Origin of the sequence: Melaminivora sp. (genome assembly GCF_032059615.1) — a bacterium.
Lineage (GTDB): Bacteria > Pseudomonadota > Gammaproteobacteria > Burkholderiales > Burkholderiaceae_C > Melaminivora.
This window is the reverse complement of sequence record NZ_DAMCAM010000022.1, coordinates 1-19790: the sequence shown is the minus strand read 5'-3', so window position 1 is coordinate 19790 and position 19790 is coordinate 1. Positions and strand designations below refer to the sequence as shown.

Annotated in this window: 17 protein-coding genes; 5 read left to right on the top strand and 12 right to left on the bottom strand. The window is 71.8% G+C overall.

What is annotated here, in order from left to right; all coding sequences use genetic code 11:
• Positions 1–19 precede the first annotated feature (19 nt).
• Together RT051_RS06720 and RT051_RS06715 are read right to left on the bottom strand one after the other, a co-directional pair.
• Positions 20–1927: a CHASE2 domain-containing protein gene (locus RT051_RS06720; RefSeq protein ID WP_313074033.1), complete on the bottom strand. Its 1908-nt coding sequence runs from the start codon at positions 1925–1927 to the stop codon at positions 20–22.
• Between the two features lie 18 nt (positions 1928–1945).
• Positions 1946–3352 carry a FecR domain-containing protein gene (locus tag RT051_RS06715; protein ID WP_313074030.1) on the bottom strand — a complete coding sequence of 469 codons (1407 nt, stop codon included), beginning with the start codon at positions 3350–3352 and terminating at the stop codon, positions 1946–1948.
• 187 nt (positions 3353–3539) lie between these two features.
• Here RT051_RS06715 and RT051_RS06710 point away from each other — a divergent pair, with 187 nt between their 5' ends.
• Together RT051_RS06710 and RT051_RS06705 are read left to right on the top strand one after the other, a co-directional pair.
• Positions 3540–4211, top strand: a complete 672-nt coding sequence (locus RT051_RS06710; protein WP_313074027.1) for a Crp/Fnr family transcriptional regulator — start codon at positions 3540–3542, stop codon at positions 4209–4211.
• A complete protein-coding gene (locus RT051_RS06705; RefSeq protein WP_313074024.1) occupies positions 4195–5289 on the top strand; it encodes an acyltransferase in 1095 nt (364 codons plus the stop codon). The genes RT051_RS06710 and RT051_RS06705 overlap by 17 nt, the downstream gene beginning before the upstream one ends.
• A gap of 62 nt (positions 5290–5351) precedes the next feature.
• On the opposite strand, the gene RT051_RS06700 is transcribed toward RT051_RS06705, so the two are convergent.
• Together RT051_RS06700 and RT051_RS06695 are read right to left on the bottom strand one after the other, a co-directional pair.
• Positions 5352–6401 (bottom strand): hypothetical protein, encoded by a 1050-nt coding sequence (locus tag RT051_RS06700; RefSeq protein WP_313074021.1) that lies wholly within the window; start codon positions 6399–6401, stop codon positions 5352–5354.
• Complete coding sequence (locus RT051_RS06695; protein ID WP_313074018.1) at positions 6402–8198, bottom strand: PIG-L family deacetylase; 1797 nt, start codon at positions 8196–8198, stop codon at positions 6402–6404. It lies immediately after the preceding gene.
• A 144-nt stretch (positions 8199–8342) separates the two neighbouring features.
• Here RT051_RS06695 and RT051_RS06690 point away from each other — a divergent pair, with 144 nt between their 5' ends.
• Positions 8343–9470 carry a glycosyl transferase gene (locus tag RT051_RS06690; protein ID WP_313074015.1) on the top strand — a complete coding sequence of 376 codons (1128 nt, stop codon included), beginning with the start codon at positions 8343–8345 and terminating at the stop codon, positions 9468–9470.
• Here RT051_RS06690 and RT051_RS06685 read toward each other — a convergent pair.
• Together RT051_RS06685 and RT051_RS06680 are read right to left on the bottom strand one after the other, a co-directional pair.
• A complete protein-coding gene (locus tag RT051_RS06685) occupies positions 9398–10708 on the bottom strand; it encodes an ABC transporter ATP-binding protein (protein WP_313074013.1) in 1311 nt (436 codons plus the stop codon). The two genes, RT051_RS06690 and RT051_RS06685, sit on opposite strands and share 73 nt — an antisense overlap.
• Positions 10698–11468: an ABC transporter permease gene (locus RT051_RS06680; protein WP_313074010.1), complete on the bottom strand. Its 771-nt coding sequence runs from the start codon at positions 11466–11468 to the stop codon at positions 10698–10700. The genes RT051_RS06685 and RT051_RS06680 overlap by 11 nt, the downstream gene beginning before the upstream one ends.
• A gap of 62 nt (positions 11469–11530) precedes the next feature.
• Between RT051_RS06680 and RT051_RS06675 the strand changes: the two genes are divergently transcribed.
• Positions 11531–13624 (top strand): glycosyltransferase, encoded by a 2094-nt coding sequence (locus RT051_RS06675; RefSeq protein ID WP_313074007.1) that lies wholly within the window; start codon positions 11531–11533, stop codon positions 13622–13624.
• Between the two features lie 57 nt (positions 13625–13681).
• Positions 13682–14830, top strand: a complete 1149-nt coding sequence (gene wecB, locus RT051_RS06670) for a non-hydrolyzing UDP-N-acetylglucosamine 2-epimerase (RefSeq protein WP_313074004.1) — start codon at positions 13682–13684, stop codon at positions 14828–14830.
• Here wecB and RT051_RS06665 read toward each other — a convergent pair.
• From RT051_RS06665 to RT051_RS06640, 6 genes are all read right to left on the bottom strand, one after another.
• Entirely contained in the window at positions 14827–15687 is an 861-nt protein-coding gene (locus tag RT051_RS06665) for a glycosyltransferase family 2 protein (RefSeq protein ID WP_313074001.1), read from the bottom strand. The two genes, wecB and RT051_RS06665, sit on opposite strands and share 4 nt — an antisense overlap.
• Positions 15684–16226 carry a dTDP-4-dehydrorhamnose 3,5-epimerase gene (gene rfbC, locus RT051_RS06660; RefSeq protein WP_313073998.1) on the bottom strand — a complete coding sequence of 181 codons (543 nt, stop codon included), beginning with the start codon at positions 16224–16226 and terminating at the stop codon, positions 15684–15686. Before rfbC ends, RT051_RS06665 begins: the two co-directional genes overlap by 4 nt.
• A 2-nt stretch (positions 16227–16228) precedes the next feature.
• The gene (rfbA, locus tag RT051_RS06655) at positions 16229–17116 is read right to left on the bottom strand and encodes a glucose-1-phosphate thymidylyltransferase RfbA (protein ID WP_313073995.1); all 888 of its coding nucleotides are present in this window, start codon (positions 17114–17116) and stop codon (positions 16229–16231) included.
• Between the two features lie 151 nt (positions 17117–17267).
• Positions 17268–18161 carry a dTDP-4-dehydrorhamnose reductase gene (gene rfbD, locus RT051_RS06650; RefSeq protein WP_313073993.1) on the bottom strand — a complete coding sequence of 298 codons (894 nt, stop codon included), beginning with the start codon at positions 18159–18161 and terminating at the stop codon, positions 17268–17270.
• 36 nt (positions 18162–18197) lie between these two features.
• The gene (gene rfbB / locus RT051_RS06645) at positions 18198–19259 is read right to left on the bottom strand and encodes a dTDP-glucose 4,6-dehydratase (RefSeq protein ID WP_313073990.1); all 1062 of its coding nucleotides are present in this window, start codon (positions 19257–19259) and stop codon (positions 18198–18200) included.
• A gap of 136 nt (positions 19260–19395) precedes the next feature.
• The coding region (locus RT051_RS06640; protein ID WP_313073987.1) for a M48 family metalloprotease at positions 19396–19790 on the bottom strand (395 nt) is incomplete at its 5' end.

Here is a 19790-nt window from a genome sequence, read left to right as displayed (position 1 = left end):
TGCTGGCGGCGCATGGGGGTCAGGCGTCGGCGCGGAACAGCTGGCGCGCGCCGGGTTGCTCGAACAGCAGGAACTGGCCCAGCGGCTGCAGGGCGGCGCCGCTTGCCCCGCCGGCCGCGTGCAGCGCGCGCGCGGCCTGGGGGCCGACGAGGATGGGGCCGTCCAGCTCGGGGCTCAGGTCGAGGATGCCGGTGATCTCGTTGACCGCCGGCCCGAGCAGCACACCGCGCCGGCCGTCGGGGCCGCCGACGATGCCCAGCAGGTAGCTGCCGGACTCCAGCGCGCTGTAGGCGAGCAGGGGGGTGGCCTCGCCGGCGTTGCGCTGCAGCAGGGGCTCCAGCCGGCGGTGCAGCTGCCGCAGGCAGGCCAGGGCCTGGGCGCTGGCCTGGGCCTCGGGCCAGCTCATGTAGAGGGTGTCGCCCTGCACGTATTCGAGACGGCCGCCGTGTTCGCGCGCGGTCTGCTGCGCCGTGGTGTGCATGGCGTGGATGAGGGCCAGGGCCTGCAGGCTGTCCACGCGGCCGACCCAGCGGGCCAGGCCGTCGATGCGCGTGGCCGCCAGCGCGCCGGTGTGCGGCTGGCCCAGGCTCTGCCCGGGGGGCTGGCGGGTGGCGATCTGCTGGGCCAGGCCCGCCGGCAGAAAGCTCTGCAGGTGCTCGGCCAGGGCCTGCATCTGCCGGCGCTGCGCCAGCAGTTGCAGCCCCAGGATGGCCAGCGCGGCCATGGCCAGCGACAGCACGGGCGCCGCCACGGGCAGCTGGGCCGGCAGCCACTGGCGCGCCGCCCAGGCCAGGGCCACGGGCGCCAGCATGCACAGCAGCAGCCCGCCCACCAGCGACGACAGGGGGCGGCCCGGGCGGGCCAGGGGCACCAGCGCGGCGCCGGCCAGCAGCGCCACCAGCGCGGCCATGAGGGCCGGGGCGCGCACGGGCTGGGCGCCCCAGCCGGTGGCGCCACTGGCCGCCTGCAGCAGCTCGGCGTGCACACTGACCCCGGGCGCGCCAGGGTGGTAGGGGGTGCTGACGAGGTCGCGCGCGCCCAGCGCGGTGGCGCCCACCAGCACGGTGCGCCCGCGCAGCAGGGGCAGGGGCGCGTCGCCCTGCAGCAGGCGGCTGGCGCTGATGGCGGGCCAGCCGGTGTGCGGGCGCAGGTAGGGGACGGGCAGGTAGCCTTCGCCGTCGAGCGCGAAGCGCCACGAACCGCGTTGCAGCCATTGGGCGGGCTGCCAGGGCCAGCGGCCGTCCTGCAGCTGCCAGGGCGCGTCCGGCTGCGCGGCGGCGGCGGCGGCCAGGGCCAGCTGGGGGATGCGCACCGGGGCCTGGCCGTCCGGCCGCGGCAGGCAGACCACGGCGGGCACGCGGCGCAGGCGGCCGTCGGCGTCGGGGGTGGCGGCCAGGTGGCCGGCGCGCAGGCCGGCCAGGGCCTCGGCCACGCCCAGGTAGCCGCGCACCTGGGCGTGGCCCGAGCACCAGGCGGGGGCATGCAGGCGGGTGCCGATGGCGCCCTCCTCGGGGGGGTGCGCCACGGCGGGGTCGAGCACGGGGACGATGCCGATGACGGCGTCCGAGCGCGCGAAGGCGCGCGCCAGCTGCGCGTCGGCCGGGGTGTCGTGGGCGAAGAACAGGTCCCAGACCTGCAGCGCCGCGCCCTGCTCGCGCAGGCGCAGCGACAGGTCGGCGAGCACGCTGCGCGGCCAGGGCCAGGGGCCCAGCTCCTGCAGGCTGCGCTCGTCGATGTCGATCAGGACGACGCCGTCGTCCTCGGCCGTGGCGGCCGGCGCCGGCAGCCGGGTGAGCAGGTCGTGGATCTGGCCGTCGGCGCCGCGCGGGCCCGCCAGCGTGGCCAGCCAGGCGGCCAGCAGGGCGGCTACCAGCAGCACGGCCCAGGGCGCGGCGCGCAGGCCCACGAGGCCGGCGCCGTTACGCACGCGCGCCCCGGCGCCCGATCATTGCTTGTTCCACAGCGTGATGCCCTGGTAGCTGCCGCCCTGCACGCCGGCCTGGAACAGATAGCCGGCCTGCGTGCCGTCCTGGCTCAGGGCGCCGGCCACGCGCTGGTCGGGCGCGCGGCCCAGCAGCAGGCCCTCGGCGCTGACCTGGCCGCCCACGTTCAGCAGCGCCGCGGGCTGGCCCGCGGCCTGCGCGCGCAGGCTGGTCTGGAAGCGCGCCTGGTCGAAGTTGACCTGCAGCCGGGCGTCGGACAGGACAGCGGACTGGACGGCGCCCGAGGCGGCCGTGTGGTAGCCCTCGCCCGCGGCGAGATGGAAGCTGGCGCTGCCCGACAGGCCGGGCAGGAGCTTGGCGCCGGACGGCCCATCGCGCCACAGGGCGTAGGCGCCCGGCTCGCCCACGGTCACGTGGCGGTCCTTGCTGGCGCTGGCGAAGGGCTGGGGCAAGGTCAGCGGCAGGGCGTCGGGGTTGCTGTAGAAGCGGCCCCAGGCCAGGGAAGTGGGCAAGGGTTCGGGCGCGGGGGACGGCGCGACGGCGGGGGGCGGTGCGTCCGGCGCGCCCGCGGGCGGCAGGACGGGCTGGGTGACGGCGTGCGGCCCCGGCCAGGCCTCGGCCGGGGCGGAGGTGCGCGCGGCGAGCAGGGGCGTGGCGGCGGAGGCGACGGTGACGGCGACGGCCGCGGGCTCGTCCCTGGCGCTTGCGCGGCTCGCAGGGGCGCCCTGCTGCGCCACCGCCGTGGCGCCGCGTGCCGGCGCCAGCTCGATGCCGAAGCTCTGCTCCAGCTCGGCCTTGCGCAAGGGGTGGCGCTCCAGGTGGCCCTCGCCCTGGGCCAGCAGGTAACTGCCCTCGCCGGCGCGGTGCAGCACGGGCTCCTGCCCGCTGCCGCGCGCCTGCACGGTGATGGCGCCTTCGTGCACGTAGGTGCGCACGGCGGCGGCATCGGTGCGGGCGAGAAAGTCGGTGCCGCGCACGCCGATGGCGGCCACGGGCGTGCTCAGGCGGTAGCGCTCGGGCTGCGCGCGGGCGGCCTTGCCCGAGATCTGGCGCACCGTGCCGCGCACCAGCTCCAGCTGCAGGTCGGAGTCGGCGCCGGCGGCGTCGTAGCGGTATTTGCGGATGAGCAGCTCGGAGCCGGGGCGCAGCGCCACGCGCCCTTGGTCCACGAACACCAGCATGACGATGCCGTCGTCGCCGGTAACGAGCCGGTCGCTTTCGCGCAGGGCCGTGCCCCGCTCGATGGGCACGGGGGCCGCGCCGCCGCGGATGAGCTGGGCCTGGCCGACGACCAGGCTGACTTGGGCCACGTCGGCGGCGGACTGGACTCCTGCTTGCACCTGCAGGGCGGCGCCCAGGCAGGCGACCGCAAGCACGATGCGTGCTTTGGCGAGGGGGAAAGGGGTCATGGGCGGCTCCCGGGTGCGGCGTGGGACAGAAAAGGAGGCCGATTTTAAGGCGCGGCCGGCAAAGGGCCGCTTTCTATAATGCCGGTTTTCGCCCTGAAGCCGCGTGGACTGCCTTCTTCCCTGCCTGCCTTTGCCACCTGCAGCCCCCCGGGGCACGCGGGCCACCACGGGTGCGCGGGCCTGAGGCATGGCCGTCTCTCCCCTGACGCTGGCACCCTGCCCCTTCTTTGCTTCGGCCTCGCCCGCGGCGCTGCAGTTCGCCGCCGCCCACATGGACGTGCGCCATCTGCGCCGGCGCGAGGTGCTGGGCGATGCGGCAGCGCCATTTGCCGGGCTGGGGGTGGTGCTGCAGGGCATGGTGCAGGCGGTGGATTTGACGCTGGACGGCAAGGAGGTGGCGCTGATGAGCGTCGGGCCCCATGAGATTTTTGGCCATGCCGGGCTGCTGGCGCAGCAGCCGCTGGCGCTGATGTGGGTGGCCGCCGGCCCGTCCACGTCGGTGGCCGTGATGCCCCGGGCGCAGGCGTTGCAGCTCACGCAGTTCCCGGAGTTGGTGCTGCAGGTGGCGCGCTTGGCGAGCCAGCAGGTGTGCGACCTGCTGGGCTGGCAGAAGATCCAGGCCATCCACCCGGTGGGCGCGCGCGTTTGTGCCTGGCTGCTGCACCAGGGCGCGCGCTCGCCCGAGCTGCGCCTGCCCACGCATGCCGAGATGGCCTGGCGCCTGAACACCACGCGCGAGTCGGTCACGCGGGTGCTGCAGAAGCTGCTGGCCGACGGCGTGCTGCAGCGCGACGGCGAGGTCTGGCATGTCGCGGCCCCGCAGGCCCTGCAGGAGATGGCGCGTGGCGGCGAGCGCTGAAGCCACCAGGCAGGCCGAGGGCGGCCAGCTCTGGGTGGTGGAGGCCTGGCGCGGCCTGGCCGCCCTGCTGGTGCTGTGGGTGCACTGGGGCCCGCCGCTGGGCTGGGCCATGGGGCCCCTGGCCTTCGGGTTCACGGGGGTGGATCTGTTCTTCGTGCTCAGCGGCTTCGTGTTCGCCCCCACGGTGATGGCGGGGCATGCGCCGGCGCTGGCGCCCTACGCGCTGCGCCGCCTGGCCCGCATCTACCCGGCATATCTGGTGGCGCTGGCGCTGTATGCCTGGCTGGCCTGGCGCGCGGGCAAGCCGCTGTTGTACATCCCCGAGCACCTGCTGATGGCGCACATGCAGTCGCGGGAGATGACCTTTTATTACAACCCGGTGTTCTGGAGCCTGCCTTCGGAGGTGGCGTTCTACGGCCTGGTGCCGCTGCTGGCCTGGGGCCTGGGGCGGGCACGCGGCCTGCGCTGGCCGCTGCTGTTCGCGCTGGCGCTGGCGCTGCGGCTGGCCATGGTGCAGCCCGCGGACGGCGAGGCGCAGAACTGGGCGTACATCGGGCTGCACCACATTCCGGGCCTGCTGGTGGAGTTTTTCCTCGGCATCTGGGCATGGCAGCGCTGGCAGCAGCCGCTGCCGGGGCGCCATGCCGTTCTGTGGGCGCTGGCGGCGCTGGCGGGCTGGCTGGCGCTGGCGGCGCTGTGGGGGCGGATGCAGCTGTGGAGCGGTGGACACGACTGGCGCAACGGGCAGATTGCCCTGGCGGCAGCGGTGTGCTTTGCCCTGGCCCTGCGCGCCAGCCTGGAGCTGCCCGCACCCCGGCCTGGCAGCCTGGCCTGGCACGGCGCCCGCTGGGGGGGCAAGCTGAGCTATGGGCTGTACCTGTTGCATATCGCCTGGCTGGAGCCGGCGCGGGCGCTGGTGGCCGAATGGGGAACGATGCCGGGCTCTGCCGCGGCCCTGGCCGGCCTGGTTCTGAGCTGCTGGGCCCTGCACGCCTGGGTGGAGGAGCCTGCCCGTTCGGCGGGACGCGCCTGGTCGCGGCGGCTGCGCCCGGCACGGCGCCACGCACCAGGGGCCTGAGCGCGTGACCGCCCGGGGATTGCAGGCACGACCCTGGGCGAACCATGCGGCCTGCCCGGCCGTCAGAACACGTCGGTGTCGCCGGGCTGAAAGACAGGGATGGGCCAGCCGTCGTGCTCGGGACGAGGCAGCACGCGCACGGCATGGATGGGCGTGGCGCGCGCCTGCGCGCCGGGCAGGGGCAGCCAGCATGTCCAGCGCGCCCCGGGCGCGCCAGCGGGGGCCGGCAGCGCCTGCAGCGCCGCCTCGCTCCAGGCCGCGCCGGGGGGCAGGCAGCTGTCCACCACCACGGGATCGGGCTGCGCGCGCGTGACCAGCCAGCCGGCGGGGCCGCGCGCGTCCTCCAGCAGCCACACGGTGTAGAGCGGCGAGCCGCCGGCCGCCGCGTGCTGCTGGGGGTGGCCCCAGTAGCGCCAGCGCAGATAGGCTGCGTCCTTGACCAGCCGGGGCGCTGCGTGCAACTGCGGGTGCGCGCCGAGGGCTTGCAAATGGCGCTGCCAGAGCGCATCCAGCACGGCGTCGGCGGCGGCCGTGGGCTGGATGGCGGACAGCCGCACCCGCAGCGGCCCCATCCCGCTCAGGCGATGCCAGATCGCGGGCAGCAGGCCCGGGCGCGGTGGCGGGGGCGGCACCGTGTATTGCGTGCAGACCTGCAGCGGGGCGTACACGCCCACGCGCTCGCCCAGCCGGGCGGGCCTCTGCCCGGGAAAGCCGTAGAGGTACTGCGGCGCGTCCTGCCGGGCCTGCACCAGCGCCCGCAGGGCGTCGTTCATGCGCACGTAGGTGCTCTGGGGGCCGAAACCGGCGCGGGCCCGGGGGTGGAGCATGACGTCGCACGTCTGCCCGAGGCGGATGGGGCGGTTCTCGCGCGTCCCGGGCAGGGCCTGGACGCCGATGTGGCCGATCAGGGACGCGGTGGCGACCTCCTCGGCCACGACGCTGAAACTGCCGGCCTGCGGGCCTCCCAGGTATTTCCAGTGCCACGCCGCCGGCGTCAGGGGCTGCTGGAAGACGGTCTCGAACAGCGCGCAGACCGCCGACACGTCGCGTGCCGGGTCGAGCGGGCGGTAGCGCAGGCCATCGGCGTCGCTTGTGCCAGCGTGCGGCGCCATTCAGCCGCCCTGCCCCAGCAGGCGCCGCAGTGCCCGGGCCCAGCGCACGGGCCGGGAGTGCTGCAGAAGCTCCAGGCTGCGCTCGGCCAGGGCGTGCCGCGCCTGCAGGTGGGCCAGCTCCGTGTGCGCCTGCTGCAGCTGCGCGCGGCTGCCGTGCAGCTCGTCGCTTGCCTGCTGCCACTGGGCCTGCAGGGCCTGGCGCTCGGCGATGCCTTGCTGCAGCCGGGCCTGGGCAGCGTCCAGTTCGGTGCCGGTGCGCAGGCGTTCCTGCTCCGCGCGGTCCAGCGCCACGGCGTGCCACGCGAGGGAGGCGCTCTGCTCCCGCCAGCCCCAGCGCAGGGCGTGCGCCTCCAGGATGCGCAGGTGCCAGCGCGCCCAGTGGTTGTCGTGCTGGGGGTCGCTCAGATGCGAGTCGCCCAGGCTCTGGCGGTAGGTGGCGTGGATGCCGGGCACGTGCGCGAAGCCGCCCTGGTGGCTGAGCTGGCACCAGAAATCCCAGTCCTCCAGGACGGGCAGGGCCTCGTCGAACCGGGCACTCGCCTGCCGCGCAACGTCGAGGCGGAACATCACGGCGTGGATGGGCAGGTGGTTGATGCCCTGCAGCCGCCGTGGCTCCCAGGGCAGGTCGTAGTCGCGCAGCCATTGGCCGCCGGGGCCCAGCACGCGCACCCCGGTGTAGGCGGCCACGGCCTGCCCCTCCTGGAGTAGGGCCTGCACCAGCACCTGGACATGGGTGGGGTCGATCAGGTCGTCGTCGTCGAGGAACAGCCCGAGGCTGCCCCGGCAGGCGTCCAGCCCGAGGTTGGCGGCAGCGGAGCGGCCCAGGGGAGGGATGGCGCCGTAGGCGTCCGGCCCGGGCTGGGCCACGCGCACGGCCAAGCGCTCCTGCGGATGGGCCGGCACGGGGTGCGGCGCGCCGGTGGCGTTGGCGATCACCAGCTCGATGTTGGGATAGGTCTGCTGCGCCACGGCGGCCACGGCCTCGGCGAGCGAGGGCCGGTTCATGCTGCGCACGATGACGCTGACCAGGGGCAGCTGGCCGGCCTCGGCGGCCAGCCCGACGCTCTGGCGCGCCAGCGGCCACAGGGCCATGGCCGCGAGTTGCGAGGGCTCCCCCAGCCGTGCATGGGGAAGGTGCCAGTACGCCTCGGCGGCGGTGACGCCGGCCCCGGCGCCAAAGGCACGCAGCTGGGCCAGGGCCTGGGCGTGGCGCAGGTAGGCGTGGCGCTCTTCCTGGGAGCCAAAACACTGCAGGGCGCGCCATTTGGCTTCGGCCACGGCGGAGATGTCCACCAGCGTATTGGCCTGGGTGGGCGCCCCGACTTCGTAGAACAGCAGGTCCACGGGCCGGGCCGCCGCGCGCGCGGCGGCCATGGCGGCCAGCGCAAGGGCCTGGTGGTCCGGGTGGGGCTCGGTGAGCGCTGGCAGCAGCAGCCAGCGGGGGCTGTGCTCGGCGAGGGCCCGGGCGATGCGGTCGATCAGCGGCGGCGCATGGCGCAGGTGCCGGTCGGGCAGGTGCCAGCACTCGGGCTCGGGCAGGCCCAGCACGCGGGCGGCCTCGCGGGACTCGTCCAGGCGGGGGTTGGCGGCGGGCGCATCCGCCTGCAGGCCCTGCTCGCCCGCGGTCGCGATGATGGTGTGCAGACGCAGGCCCTGGCGCTGGGCAAGGAGTTGCAGACCCGCGCTGCCCAGCACCTCGTCATCCGGGTGGGGCGCCAGGCACAGCATGGCCTGGGAGGGGTCGAGCGCGATGCCGCCAAAGTGATAATCCACCGGGCGGGAGGGTCTGTCGAGCATGCCGGATTATAGGAATGCGCCCCTTGCGCACCGGCGGCCGCATCGTGCCGCGCCTTCGTTTTCTTGTCGGGATAGCGGTTGAAGCGTCTTGTCTATCTGGCCCCCGTCGCGCTGAACAGCCCGACGCAGAGGCCGCACCATTTCGTGCAATGGGCGCACGCGCGCCTGGGTTGCGAAGTCTGGTGGGTGGAGCCCTACCCGGCCCGCCTGCCCCGGCTGGCCGATCTGCGGCGCCTGGGGCCCGCGCGGCGCCAGGCACAGCGTGGCCTGGCGCCGCCCTGGAGCGGCGAGGCTTGGCTGCACGTGGTCGCGGGCCGCAGCCTGCCGGTGGAGCCCCTGCCGGGCGGTGCGCGCCTGATCGGCCGGATGCAGCGGGACCTGCGCGCCCGGCTGAAGGCCCTGCTGGCCGACGGCGACACTTGGCTGGTCGTTGGGCGGCCGAGCGGCCTGGCGCTGGAGCTGGCCCGCGCGCAGGATGGGCGCCGCGTGCTGTTCGACGTGATGGACGACATGCCGCAGTTCAGCCGGGGGCTGTCGCGCCGCTGGATGCAGCGGGTGCAGACGGCATTGCTGCAGCAGTGCCAGGCCGTGTGGGGCTCATCGTCGCGGATCGTGTCCCACTTGCGGGAGCAGACGCGGGCGCCCGTGCAGCTGGTGCGCAATGGCACGGCACTGCCCGCCGAGGCGGCGGACGGGGTCTCCGAAGGGACGCGGGTGGGCGATGCCGCCCATGCCCGCGCGCCGCTGGTGCTGGGCTACGTGGGCACGCTGGCGGCGTGGTTCGACTGGCAGTTGCTGGCACGGCTGGCGCAGGCCCTGCCGCAGGCGCAGTTCCACATCCACGGCCCGGTGGAGGGAGAGGTGCCCGCACGGCTGCCGGGCAACGTGCGGCTGCTCGGCCCCGTGGCCCACGCCAGGGTGTTCGGGCTGATGCGCGGCTGGCACGCCGGGTTGATCCCCTTCCTGCACAACCGCCTGACCCAGTCGGTCGATCCCGTGAAGTACTACGAGTACCGCGCCTGCGGGCTGCCGGTGCTCAGCACGCTGTTTGGCGAGATGCCCTCGCATGCCTCGCAGGACGAGGGCGTGTGGTCGCTGGACGCACCGCCGGCCCCGGAGCTGGAGCAGCGGCTGCGCGACTGGCACGCGCGCCAGGCGCGGCGGCGCGCGTCCGGCCAGCCGCTGTGCCCGGCGTATGTTCAGTCGGCCACCTGGGAGTCGCGCTTCGAGCGGGGCGCCTCGGGCTGCGGCTGGCTGGGATCGCCTGAGTAAACGGTGCTCCACTCGCCGGGCATCAGCCAGGGCCCCTGATGGCTGCCCTGGGCCTTCAATTCGATGTGCGCGAAGGGGTCCACCCATTGATAGACGTAGCGCGCGTCGCGGCACAGCAGGTAGATGCCGACGCGGTAGCGCCCCTTGTTGAGCGCGACGCGAGGCATGTCGAAGCGGATGCGTGCGTTGCCCTGCGGGTCCTGGGTGGCGATGTCGCCCGGGGCGCTGAAGGCCGAGCCGATGATCTTGCCGGAGTCGGAGGAAATCACCACCGCGGCGCGCGGCTGCGGCTCCTGGTCGCTGACCTGCAGGTGGATGTCCACGGCGAGATGGCTCTCGTGTGAGCGGCCCTGCAACTCGCTGCCGGCCACGCCGTCGAGCAGCACCTCGGCGCGCACCAGGCGCACCAGTTCGGGCCGCGCGGCACTGATCAGGCCTTCGGTGGGCTCGCTCGCGCTGTCGGCGGCGCCCTCGGGCGCGGGTGGCGGGGCGCTCTGGTTGAGGGTGTCGAGGAACTCCTGGTACTGGGGCACCACGCTGGCCGTGGGGCCAAAGGCGCGCAGGCGCCCCCGGTCCAGCCACAGCGTGCGTTCGCAGAACAGGTCCACGTGGAACAGCGCGTGCGAGCACAGCAGCAGCGCCGTGCCCTGCTCGCGCAGCTGCATGACCCGGTCGAAGGAGCGCTTGGCGAAGACGCCGTCGCCCACCGACAGGGCCTCGTCCACGATCAGGATGTCCGGGTCCACGCTGGTGGCCACGGAAAAGGCCAGACGCACCTGCATGCCGCTGGAGTAGGTCTTGACGGGCATGTCCAGCGAATCGCGCAGGCCGCTGAATTCGACGATGGATTCCAGCCGCGCATGCACCTGCTCGCGGCTGAGGCCCATGGTGGCGGCATAGAGATAGATGTTCTCGCGGCCCGTGGCCTCGGGGTTGAAGCCCGAGCCCAGCTCCAGCAGCGCGGCGATGCGGCCCCGCGAGCGGATTTCGCCCTGGCTGGGGGTCAGGGTGCCGGCGGCCAGCTGCAGCAGGGTGGATTTGCCCGCGCCGTTCAGACCGACGATGCCCAGGCTCTGGCCGGGGAACACCTCGAAACTCAGGCCGTGCAGGGCGGTGTGGCCGCCGCTGGCGCCGTGCTGGCGGCCACGCAGATGGCTCCATAGCTGGCGCAAGGGGGTGCGCTGGGGCGGATAGGTCTTGCCGGCTTCGACAAAGGTCAGCAGAGGTTCAGAGGACATCGGCGAATCCCGGTTGCACCCGCATGAAGAACCAGCGCGCCAGCGCCAGCAGCGCAGCGCCGGCCGCGCAATGCCATGCCCAGCCGACCCAGCCGAAAGCCTGGCCGTGCATCAGCAGGCCACGCGCGGCTTCCGCCGTCCAGGCCAGGGGGTTGAGCACCACGAGCCATTGCAAGGCCTTGGGCACCATGGATGCCGGGTAGAAGATGGGGGTGAGAAACAGCAGCAGGCTGCTGACGGACGGCGCCAGGTGGCCGATGTCGCGCAGATAGACGCCCGCCGCGCCCAGCAGCCATGCCAGGCCGAGCGCCTGCAGGCACAGCGGCACGAGCGCCACCGGCAGCAGCAGGGCCTGCAGATGCGGCGCGCGCCAGGCGGCGAAGACCGCCGCGATGACCAGGGACAGCAGCAGCTGCACGGCCGAGGCCCCGACCACCACGGCGGGCAGCAGCGTCAGCGGGAAGCGCACCTTGGTGACCAGGTACGGATAGGACCAGATGCTGCCCGGGCTGCGGTTGATGACATCGGCCATGAAGGTGTAGAGCGACAGCCCGATGAAGACCTGCAGGCCGTATTCGCCCACCGAGCCGTCGCCCGCCGGCCAGCGGATCTGGAAGAACTGGTAGAACACCAGGGTGAACAGCAGGATGTGCACCAGCGGCTGCAGCACCAGCCAGCCGGCCCCCACCACCGAGGTGCGAAAGCGCAGTTGCAGCTCACGCAGCAGCCACTGGCGATAGACGTAGAACCATTGAGTCATGCAGGGAAGGGTTGGTCCGGCGCCTGGGGGCCGGGAGGTGCGGCGGTGCGACAATCGCGCCGATGAGTTCGCAAGATCTGCTGTTGTCCTTATGGCGCAAGTTGCCTTTTTCTCCTGCCCGCAAGGCGCGCCTGCGCAGTGCCTTGCTGCGTCGCTGGCCGGGCCTGGCCCCGAAAGCCGCCGAGACGCCGGGTGCGCCACCGCAGGTTCCCGAGGGGACCGAAGCCGACGCCTGGCAGCAACTGTGCCGCCAGGCCGTGCGCGGCACGGAGCCCGGGCGGAGGGACTGGATTATCTTCGGAATCATAGGCTGGGACTTCCGCATCCAGCGGCCCCAGCACCTGGCGCGGGAACTGGCCCGCGCGGGCGAGACGGTGTTCTACGTGGAACCCCTCTTCGTCTCCGACCCGCGCCCGGGCGCGCGGGTGCGCCAACTCGACCCCGACCTGCCGCTGTACGTCGTGCAGCTGCACCTCCACGGGGCGCCACAGATCTACTTTGAACCGGCGGACACGCAGCAGGCACGGCAGTTGCATCAATCGATGGCCTGGCTGTGGGCGCAATGGGGCATCCATGCCGCCTCGGCGGTGGTGCAGCATCCGTACTGGGCGGAGCTGGCGCTGCACCTGCCCAACACGCTGCAGGCCTACGACTGCATGGATCACCACGAGGGCTTTGGCGGCATGCCGCAGGGGCTGGTCGAGCTGGAGCATGCCTACATGGCACGGGCGGACGTGGTGGCTGTCACTTCGCAGTGGCTGCACGACTGGGCGGCGGAGCGGGGCCGGCCCGACGCCGTGGTGGTGCGCAATGGCTGCGATTTCGAACACTTCCATTTCCGCCCCGCAGAGGCCGTCCAAGGTCCGGAGCGGCCCAGGGTGATCGGCTATTTTGGCGCCATTGCGCAATGGTTCGACGTGGAACTGGTGCGCCGCCTGGCGCTGGAGTTTCCGGACTGCGAGATCGTGCTGGTGGGCGACGACACGGTGCAGGCGGGCAAGGATCTGGCGGGGCTGCCCAACATCCGCATGACGGGGGAACGCCCCTATGCCGAACTGCCGCAGTACCTGCACCGTTTCGACGTGTGCCTGCTGCCTTTCCAGCGCATTCCGCTGACCCTGGCGACCAACCCGGTCAAGGTCTATGAATACCTGTGCGCCGGCGCGGAAGTGGTTTGCACCGATCTGCCCGAGATCGCCCAGTTCGGCGACCTGGTCCACAAGGCCGGCAGCCACGAGGCTTTCGTGCAGGCGGTGCGACAGGCCCTGGAGGCCCCGGCGGATGCGGCCATGCGGCAGCGGCGGGAGGATTTCGCCCGCAGCCAGACCTGGGCCGAGCGCGCCCGCGCCCTGACCGCCGCCGTGCAGGCCGTGGAGCTTCCGTCCGTCAGCGTGGTGGTGCTGACCTACAACAACTGGGCCTATACCGAGGCCTGCCTGCGCAGCCTGTTCACGCGCACGCAGTACCCGGGGCGGCTGGAAGTCGTCGTGGCGGACAACGCCTCCAGCGACGAGACGGTCGAGCGGCTCAAGCAGTGGGCCTGTGAGGAGCCGCGCCTGAAGCTGGTGCTCAACGAGCGCAACTTGGGGTTTTCGGCGGGGAACAACGCCGGGCTGGCCGCGGCCTCGGGCGAGTACCTGGTCCTGCTCAACAATGACACGGTGGTCACGCGCGGCTGGCTGCTGGGGTTGCTGCGCCACTTCCAGGCCGATCCCCGCCTGGGCCTGCTGGGGCCCGCGACGAACCACATCGGCAATGAGTCCAAGGTGCCGGTGCATTACGAGACACTGGACCAGATGCCGGCCGCCGCCCGCGCCTGGACGCTGGCGCACATGGGCGAGGTCTATCGCCTGCGCACGCTGGCGTTTTTCTGCGTGATGCTGCCGCGCGCGGTGTACGAGCAGGTGGGTCCGATGGATGAGACCTTCGGCCGGGGCTTCTTCGAGGACGACGACTATTGCCGGCGCATCGAGCAGGCAGGGCTGACGCTGGCCTGCGCGGACGATGTGCTGGTGCACCACCGGCTGTCAGCCAGCTTCGACAAGGTGGATAGCAGCGAGCGCCAGATGCTTTTCGAGCGCAACAAGGCGTACTACGAATCCAAGTGGGGCCCCTGGGAGCCCCACGGCTACCGCCCCGCCCAGGGCGTCCAGTAGCGCATTCCGCCCAGGGGCGCGCGCCCCTGGCCCTTGGCTTTTGATTGAAAAACATCCATGAAGGTACTGACAGTTTTCGGCACTCGCCCGGAGGCCATCAAGATGGCGCCGCTGGTGCGTGCCCTGGACGAAGCCGGCGGGGTGGAGGCGCGCACCTGCGTGACGGGCCAGCACCGGCAGATGCTGGACCAGGTGCTGGAGCTGTTCGGTATCGCGCCGCACTATGACCTGAAGGTGATGCGCCCGCAGCAGACTTTGACGATGGTGACCAGCGACATCCTGCTGGGCATGCAGCCCGTGCTGCAGGACTTCCGCCCCGACCTGGTGCTGGTGCACGGGGACACGGCCACCACGTTCGCCGCCACGCTGGCCGCTTTTTACGAGAAGATTCCCGTCGGACACGTCGAGGCCGGGCTGCGCACCGGCGACCTGTATTCGCCCTGGCCCGAAGAGGCCAACCGGTGCCTGACGGGCCGGCTGGCCCGGTGGCATTTCGCGCCGACGGAGCAGACCCGCCAGAACCTGCTGAAGGAAGGCGTACCGGATGAGCGCATCACCGTCACGGGCAACACGGTCATCGATGCCCTGTTGATGACTGAACGCCGGCTGAACGGAGATGCCGCGCTCCGACAGGCGCAGCAGCAGCGGTTCGGCTTCCTGCGTCCGCAGTGCCGCATGGTGCTGATCACCGGCCACCGGCGCGAGAATTTCGGCGGCGGCTTCGAGCGGATCTGCCAGGCCGTGGCGCGACTGGCCAGCGCCCATCCCGACGTGGACTTCGTCTACCCCGTCCACTTGAACCCCCAGGTGCGCGAACCGGTCAACCGCCTGCTGAGCGGGCACGGCAACATCCATCTGATCGAGCCGCTGGACTACCTGCCTTTCGTCTATCTGATGGGGCGCAGCCACGTCATCCTGACGGACTCGGGCGGCATCCAGGAAGAGGCGCCCTCGCTGGGCAAGCCGGTGCTGGTGATGCGCGACACGACCGAGCGCCCCGAGGCGGTGCAGGCAGGCACGGTCCGGCTGGTGGGAACGGACGCCGAGGCCATCTTCCAGGGCACGCAGGCGCTACTGACGGACGATGCGCTGTACCAGTCCATGGCCATGGCCCACAACCCCTATGGGGATGGCAATGCCTGCGGGCGCATCGTGCGGTTCCTCCAGGGGCATGGCGGCGGCGGGACGAGCGATAAAGTCTCCTAGCCGGACGCCACCACGGGGCCACGCCTGCGCTTCAGGGCAAGGTATTGCCGGTAGGCGGGTGAGGCCCACAACCGCAGCAGACTGCGCAGGTGCCAGCCTAGGTGGCGCAACACCCGGCGGCTGGCGCGCCCCGCCTCGTGGATGACGCAAGCCTCTTCGGCAAGCACCAGGCGGTAGCCGGCAAGCTGCAGACGCAGGCAGATATCCACGTCTTCACAGTACATGTGGTAGGCAGTGTCGAAGCCTCCCAGCTTGCGATAGACGCCACCATGGAACAGCAGCAGCGCTGCATTGACCCAGTCCGGTGATCGCACAGGGGCATGCCGCTGCGCGCGCGCGCGTCCGCTCCAGTGGCGGCGCAGCAGGGCCCACGGGCTGGGGAGGGCACGCGCATAGTCCTGCTCACGACCCTGGGCGCCGACCTGCCGGGGATAGGCGCAGCCCGCGCCCGGCTGCGCAGCCGCGCCCAGCAAGGAGGCCCAGGGGGAGTGCTGCCAGGTGATGTCGGGGTTCACCACGGCGAAATACGGGGCGGCATCGGAGCAGGCCTGTTCGTGTTCAAACGCTTGGTTGTGGTTGGCGCCGAAGCCCTGTGGACTCGGGTTGCGGATGAAGCGGAGCTGGGGCAGGCCTTCGTGGCGGCTCCGGCCGTGCAGCGTGGCGAGCTCCTGTTCCAGGCCCGGCTCTTCGACATTCAGCGTGAGCCAGATCCGATGGACAGGACTGGCGGAAGGAGCAAGCAACAGCGCCAGCAGCTGCCGCACCTGCATACCGTGCCCATGGCTGACCACCGACAGCGCGATGGTCGCCGTGGCGCAGGCAGGGTGTCCGCCTGGTGCGCCGGCTGCCTGGCTCAAAGCTCGGCCTCGGCCAGCGGGCGGCCGGCCTGGTCCTTAGCCGACAGCTGCACCGGCACGCCGGCGTCGGGCCAGGTAATGGCCAGCTCGGGGTCGTCCCAGGCGATGCAGCGCTCGTGCTCGGGGGCGTAGTAGTCGGTGGTCTTGTAGAGGAAGTCGGCGCTCTCGCTGAGCACGACGAAGCCGTGGGCGAAGCCGGGGGGCACCCACAGCTGGCGCTGGTTGTCCTCGGAAAGCTCCACACCCACCCACCGGCCGAAGGTGGACGAGCCGCGGCGGATGTCCACCGCCACGTCCCACACCTTGCCCCGCGCCACGCGCACCAGCTTGCCCTGCGGCTGGTGCAGCTGGTAGTGCAGCCCGCGCAGCACGCCACGGCTGCTGCGGCTGTGGTTGTCCTGCACGAACTGGTGGCAGGTGCCGGTGGCGGCGTCGAAGGCCTTCTGGTTGAAGCTCTCGAAGAAGAAGCCGCGCGCGTCGCCGAAGACCCGGGGCTCGATCAGGACGACCTCGGGGATGGATTGGGGGGTGGCTTGCATGGTCAGTAAATCTTTTCTCTCAAGAGGCGCTGCAGGTACTTGCCATAGCCGTTCTTGGCCAGCGGCTGCGCCAGCCGTTCCAGCTGCTCGGCGCCGATCCAGCCGGCTCGCCAGGCGATCTCCTCGGGGCAGGCGATCTTCAGGCCCTGGCGGTGCTCCAGCGTGGCGATGAACTGGCTGGCTTCGAGCAGGCTTTCGTGCGTGCCGGTGTCCAGCCAGGCGTAGCCGCGGCCCATGATCTCCACGCTCAGGCTTCCCTGGTCGAGGTACAGGCGGTTCAGGTCGGTGATCTCCAGCTCGCCGCGCGCCGAGGGCTTGAGACTCCTGGCCAGCTCGACCACCTGCGCGTCGTAGAAATACAGGCCGGTGACGGCGTAGCTCGACTTGGGCCGGGCGGGCTTTTCCTCCAGGCTCAGCACGCGGCCCTGCGCGTCGAACTCGGCCACGCCGTAGCGCTCGGGGTCGTGTACGTGGTAGGCGAAGACGCTGGCGCCCTGCGTGCGCGCGTCGGCGCTTTGCAGCAGTTCGTGGATGTCGTGGCCGTAGAAGATGTTGTCGCCCAGCACCAGGGCGCTGGGGGCGCCGGCAAGGAACCGCTCGCCGATCAGGAAGGCCTGGGCCAGGCCGTCGGGGCTGGGCTGCACGGCGTATTGCAGCGAGAGGCCCCACTGGCTGCCGTCGCCCAGCAACTGCTCGAAGCGCGGCGTGTCCTGCGGGGTGCTGATGACCAGGATCTCGCGGATGCCGGCCAGCATGAGGGTGGCCAGCGGGTAGTAGATCATCGGCTTGTCATAGACGGGCAGCAGCTGCTTGCTGATGGCGAGGGTTGCCGGGTGCAGGCGCGTGCCGGAGCCGCCGGCGAGGATGATGCCTTTGCGGGGGGTGGTCATGGGGTGGTGGTGTGGCACCCTCTCCCGCTGGCGGGAGAGGGTGGGGGTGAGGGGGGTCAAAACAGGGGCGGCGGGGGGTTTGCCACCTCACCCCAGCCCTCTCCCCCACGGGGGAGAGGGAGGCAGAGATGAGCGGGCAGGTGCACAGGGGTCATCGCAGTGTTTCGGCCAGCATGCGCGCCACGCCCTGCTGCCAGGGCGGCAGCGTCAGGCCGAAGGTGCGCTGCAGCTTTTGCGTGTCCAGGCGCGAGTTGTGCGGGCGCCGGGCCGGGGTTGGGAAGGCACTGGTGGGCACGGGGGCGACCTCGGTTGCCTTCAATTTGATAGCTGCATCTCCTTGCCTGGCAACGTCCAACACGTATTTTGCGTAGGAATGCCAGGTAGTCTCTCCGCCGGCCACACAGTGGTACAGGCCGCCATCCTGGGGATTGGCCTGCAGGTGGCGGATGGCGTGCGCCGTCACGTCGGCCAGCAGGTCGGCGCCGGTGGGGGCGCCCCACTGGTCGTCGATGACGGTGAGGCGCTCGCGCTCCTGGGCCAGCCGCAGCATGGTCTTGGCGAAGTTGCCGCCGCGTGCGGCATAGACCCAGCTGGTGCGCAGGATGAGGTGGCGACAGCCCGATTGCCGGATCAGCTGCTCGCCTTCGAGCTTGGTCGCGCCATAGACGGACAGGGGCGCGGGGGCGTCGTCCTCGCGCCAGGGCGCGCTGCCGCTGCCATCGAAGACGTAGTCGGTGCTGTAGTGCACCAGCCAGGCGCCCAGGCGGGCGGCCTCGGCGGCCAGCACGCCGGGGGTGGTGGCGTTGAGCAGCCGGGCATGCTCGGGCTCGCTCTCGGCCCGATCGACGGCGGTGTGGGCGGCGGCGTTGACGATGACGTCGGGGCGCAGCGCGCGCACCGTCTCGGCCACGCCCTCGGGGCGGGCGAAGTCGCCGCAGTGGTCCGGGCTGTCGTGGTCGAGCGCGGTGACGCGGCCCAGCACGGACAGGCTGCGCTGCAGCTCCCAGCCGACCTGGCCGTTCTTGCCCAGGAGCAGGATGTTCATGGTGGCGCTTTCATGAGGGAGCTGGGGTCGGCCCGCTCAGGCCGCATATTGCCTGGCCACCCAGTCGCGGTAGGCGCCGGACTGCACCTGCGCCACCCACTCGGGGTGCTCCAGGTACCACTGCACGGTCTTTCGGATGCCGGTCTCGAAGGTCTCGGCCGGCTTCCAGCCGAGTTCGCGCTCGAGCTTGCGCGCGTCGATGGCGTAGCGCCGGTCGTGGCCGGGGCGATCCTGCACATGGGTGATCTGGCGGGCGTAGCTCTCGCCGTCGGCGCGCGGGCGCAGCTCGTCGAGCAGGCGGCAGACCAGGCGCACGATGTCGATGTTGGCCCACTCGTTCCAGCCGCCGACGTTGTAGGTCTGGCCCAGCCGGCCGGCTTCGAGCACGCGGCGGATGGCGCTGCAGTGGTCGCGCACGTACAGCCAGTCGCGGATCTGGCGGCCGTCGCCGTAGATGGGCAGGCTCTTGCCGGCCAGAGCGTTGACGATGACCAGCGGGATGAGCTTTTCCGGGAAGTGGTAGGGCCCGTAGTTGTTGCTGCAGTTGGTGGTCAGCACCGGCAGGCCGTAGGTGTGGTGCCAGGCGCGCACCAGGTGGTCGCTGGCAGCCTTGCTGGCCGAGTACGGGCTGTTGGGCTCGTAGTTGTGCGCTTCGGTGAAGGCCGGGGCCTCGGGCTCCAGCGTGCCATAGACCTCGTCGGTGGAGACGTGCAGGAAGCGGAAGGCTTCCTTGTCCGTGGCAGGCAGCCCGCTCCAGTGCTGGCGCGCGGCCTCCAGCAGCCGGAAGGTGCCGACCACGTTGGTCTGGATGAAGTCCTCGGGGCCGTGGATGGAGCGGTCCACGTGGCTTTCGGCGGCGAAGTTGAGGATGGCGCGGGGTCGGTGCTCGGCCAGCAGGCCGTCCAGCAGGGCCCGGTCGCCGATGTCGCCCTGCACGAAGACGTGGCGCGCGTCGCCCGAGAGGCTTGCCAGGTTGTGCACGTTGCCGGCGTAGGTGAGCTTGTCGAGGTTGACGACGGGCTCATCGCACTGGGCCAGCCAGTCGAGCACGAAGTTGGCGCCAATGAAGCCGGCGCCGCCGGTGACCAGGATCGTCATGGGGTGGGGGTTGTTCAGGGAAAAGGCGCCGCGTGGGCGGGGCGGAACCCGGGATTATCCCTAAACGGCTGAGGGTGGCCCTCACCCCTGCCCTCCCCCGGAGGGGGAGGGAGAAAGAGCCCCGGAGAGAGGCGTCTCAGGCGGCCTGCAGGGCGGCCACGCGCTCCTCGATGGGGGGGTGCGAGGAGAACAGTTTGCCCAGGCCGCCCGTGATGCCCATGGCCTGCAGGCTCTTGGGCATCTCGCCCGGCACCATGCCGCCCAGGCGATGCAGCGCGTTGATCATGGGCTGCTTGCGGCCCATGAGCTGGGCGGCGCCGGCGTCGGCGCGGAACTCGCGCTGGCGCGAGAACCAGGCGACGATCATGGCGGCCAGGAAGCCCAGCAGGATGTCCAGCACGATCGTGGTGACCATGTAGCCGATGCCGGGGCCGGAATTGTTCTCGTCGTTCTTGCGCAGGAAGCTGTCCACCGCGTAGCCGATCACGCGCGACAGGAACACCACGAAGGTGTTCATCACGCCCTGGATCA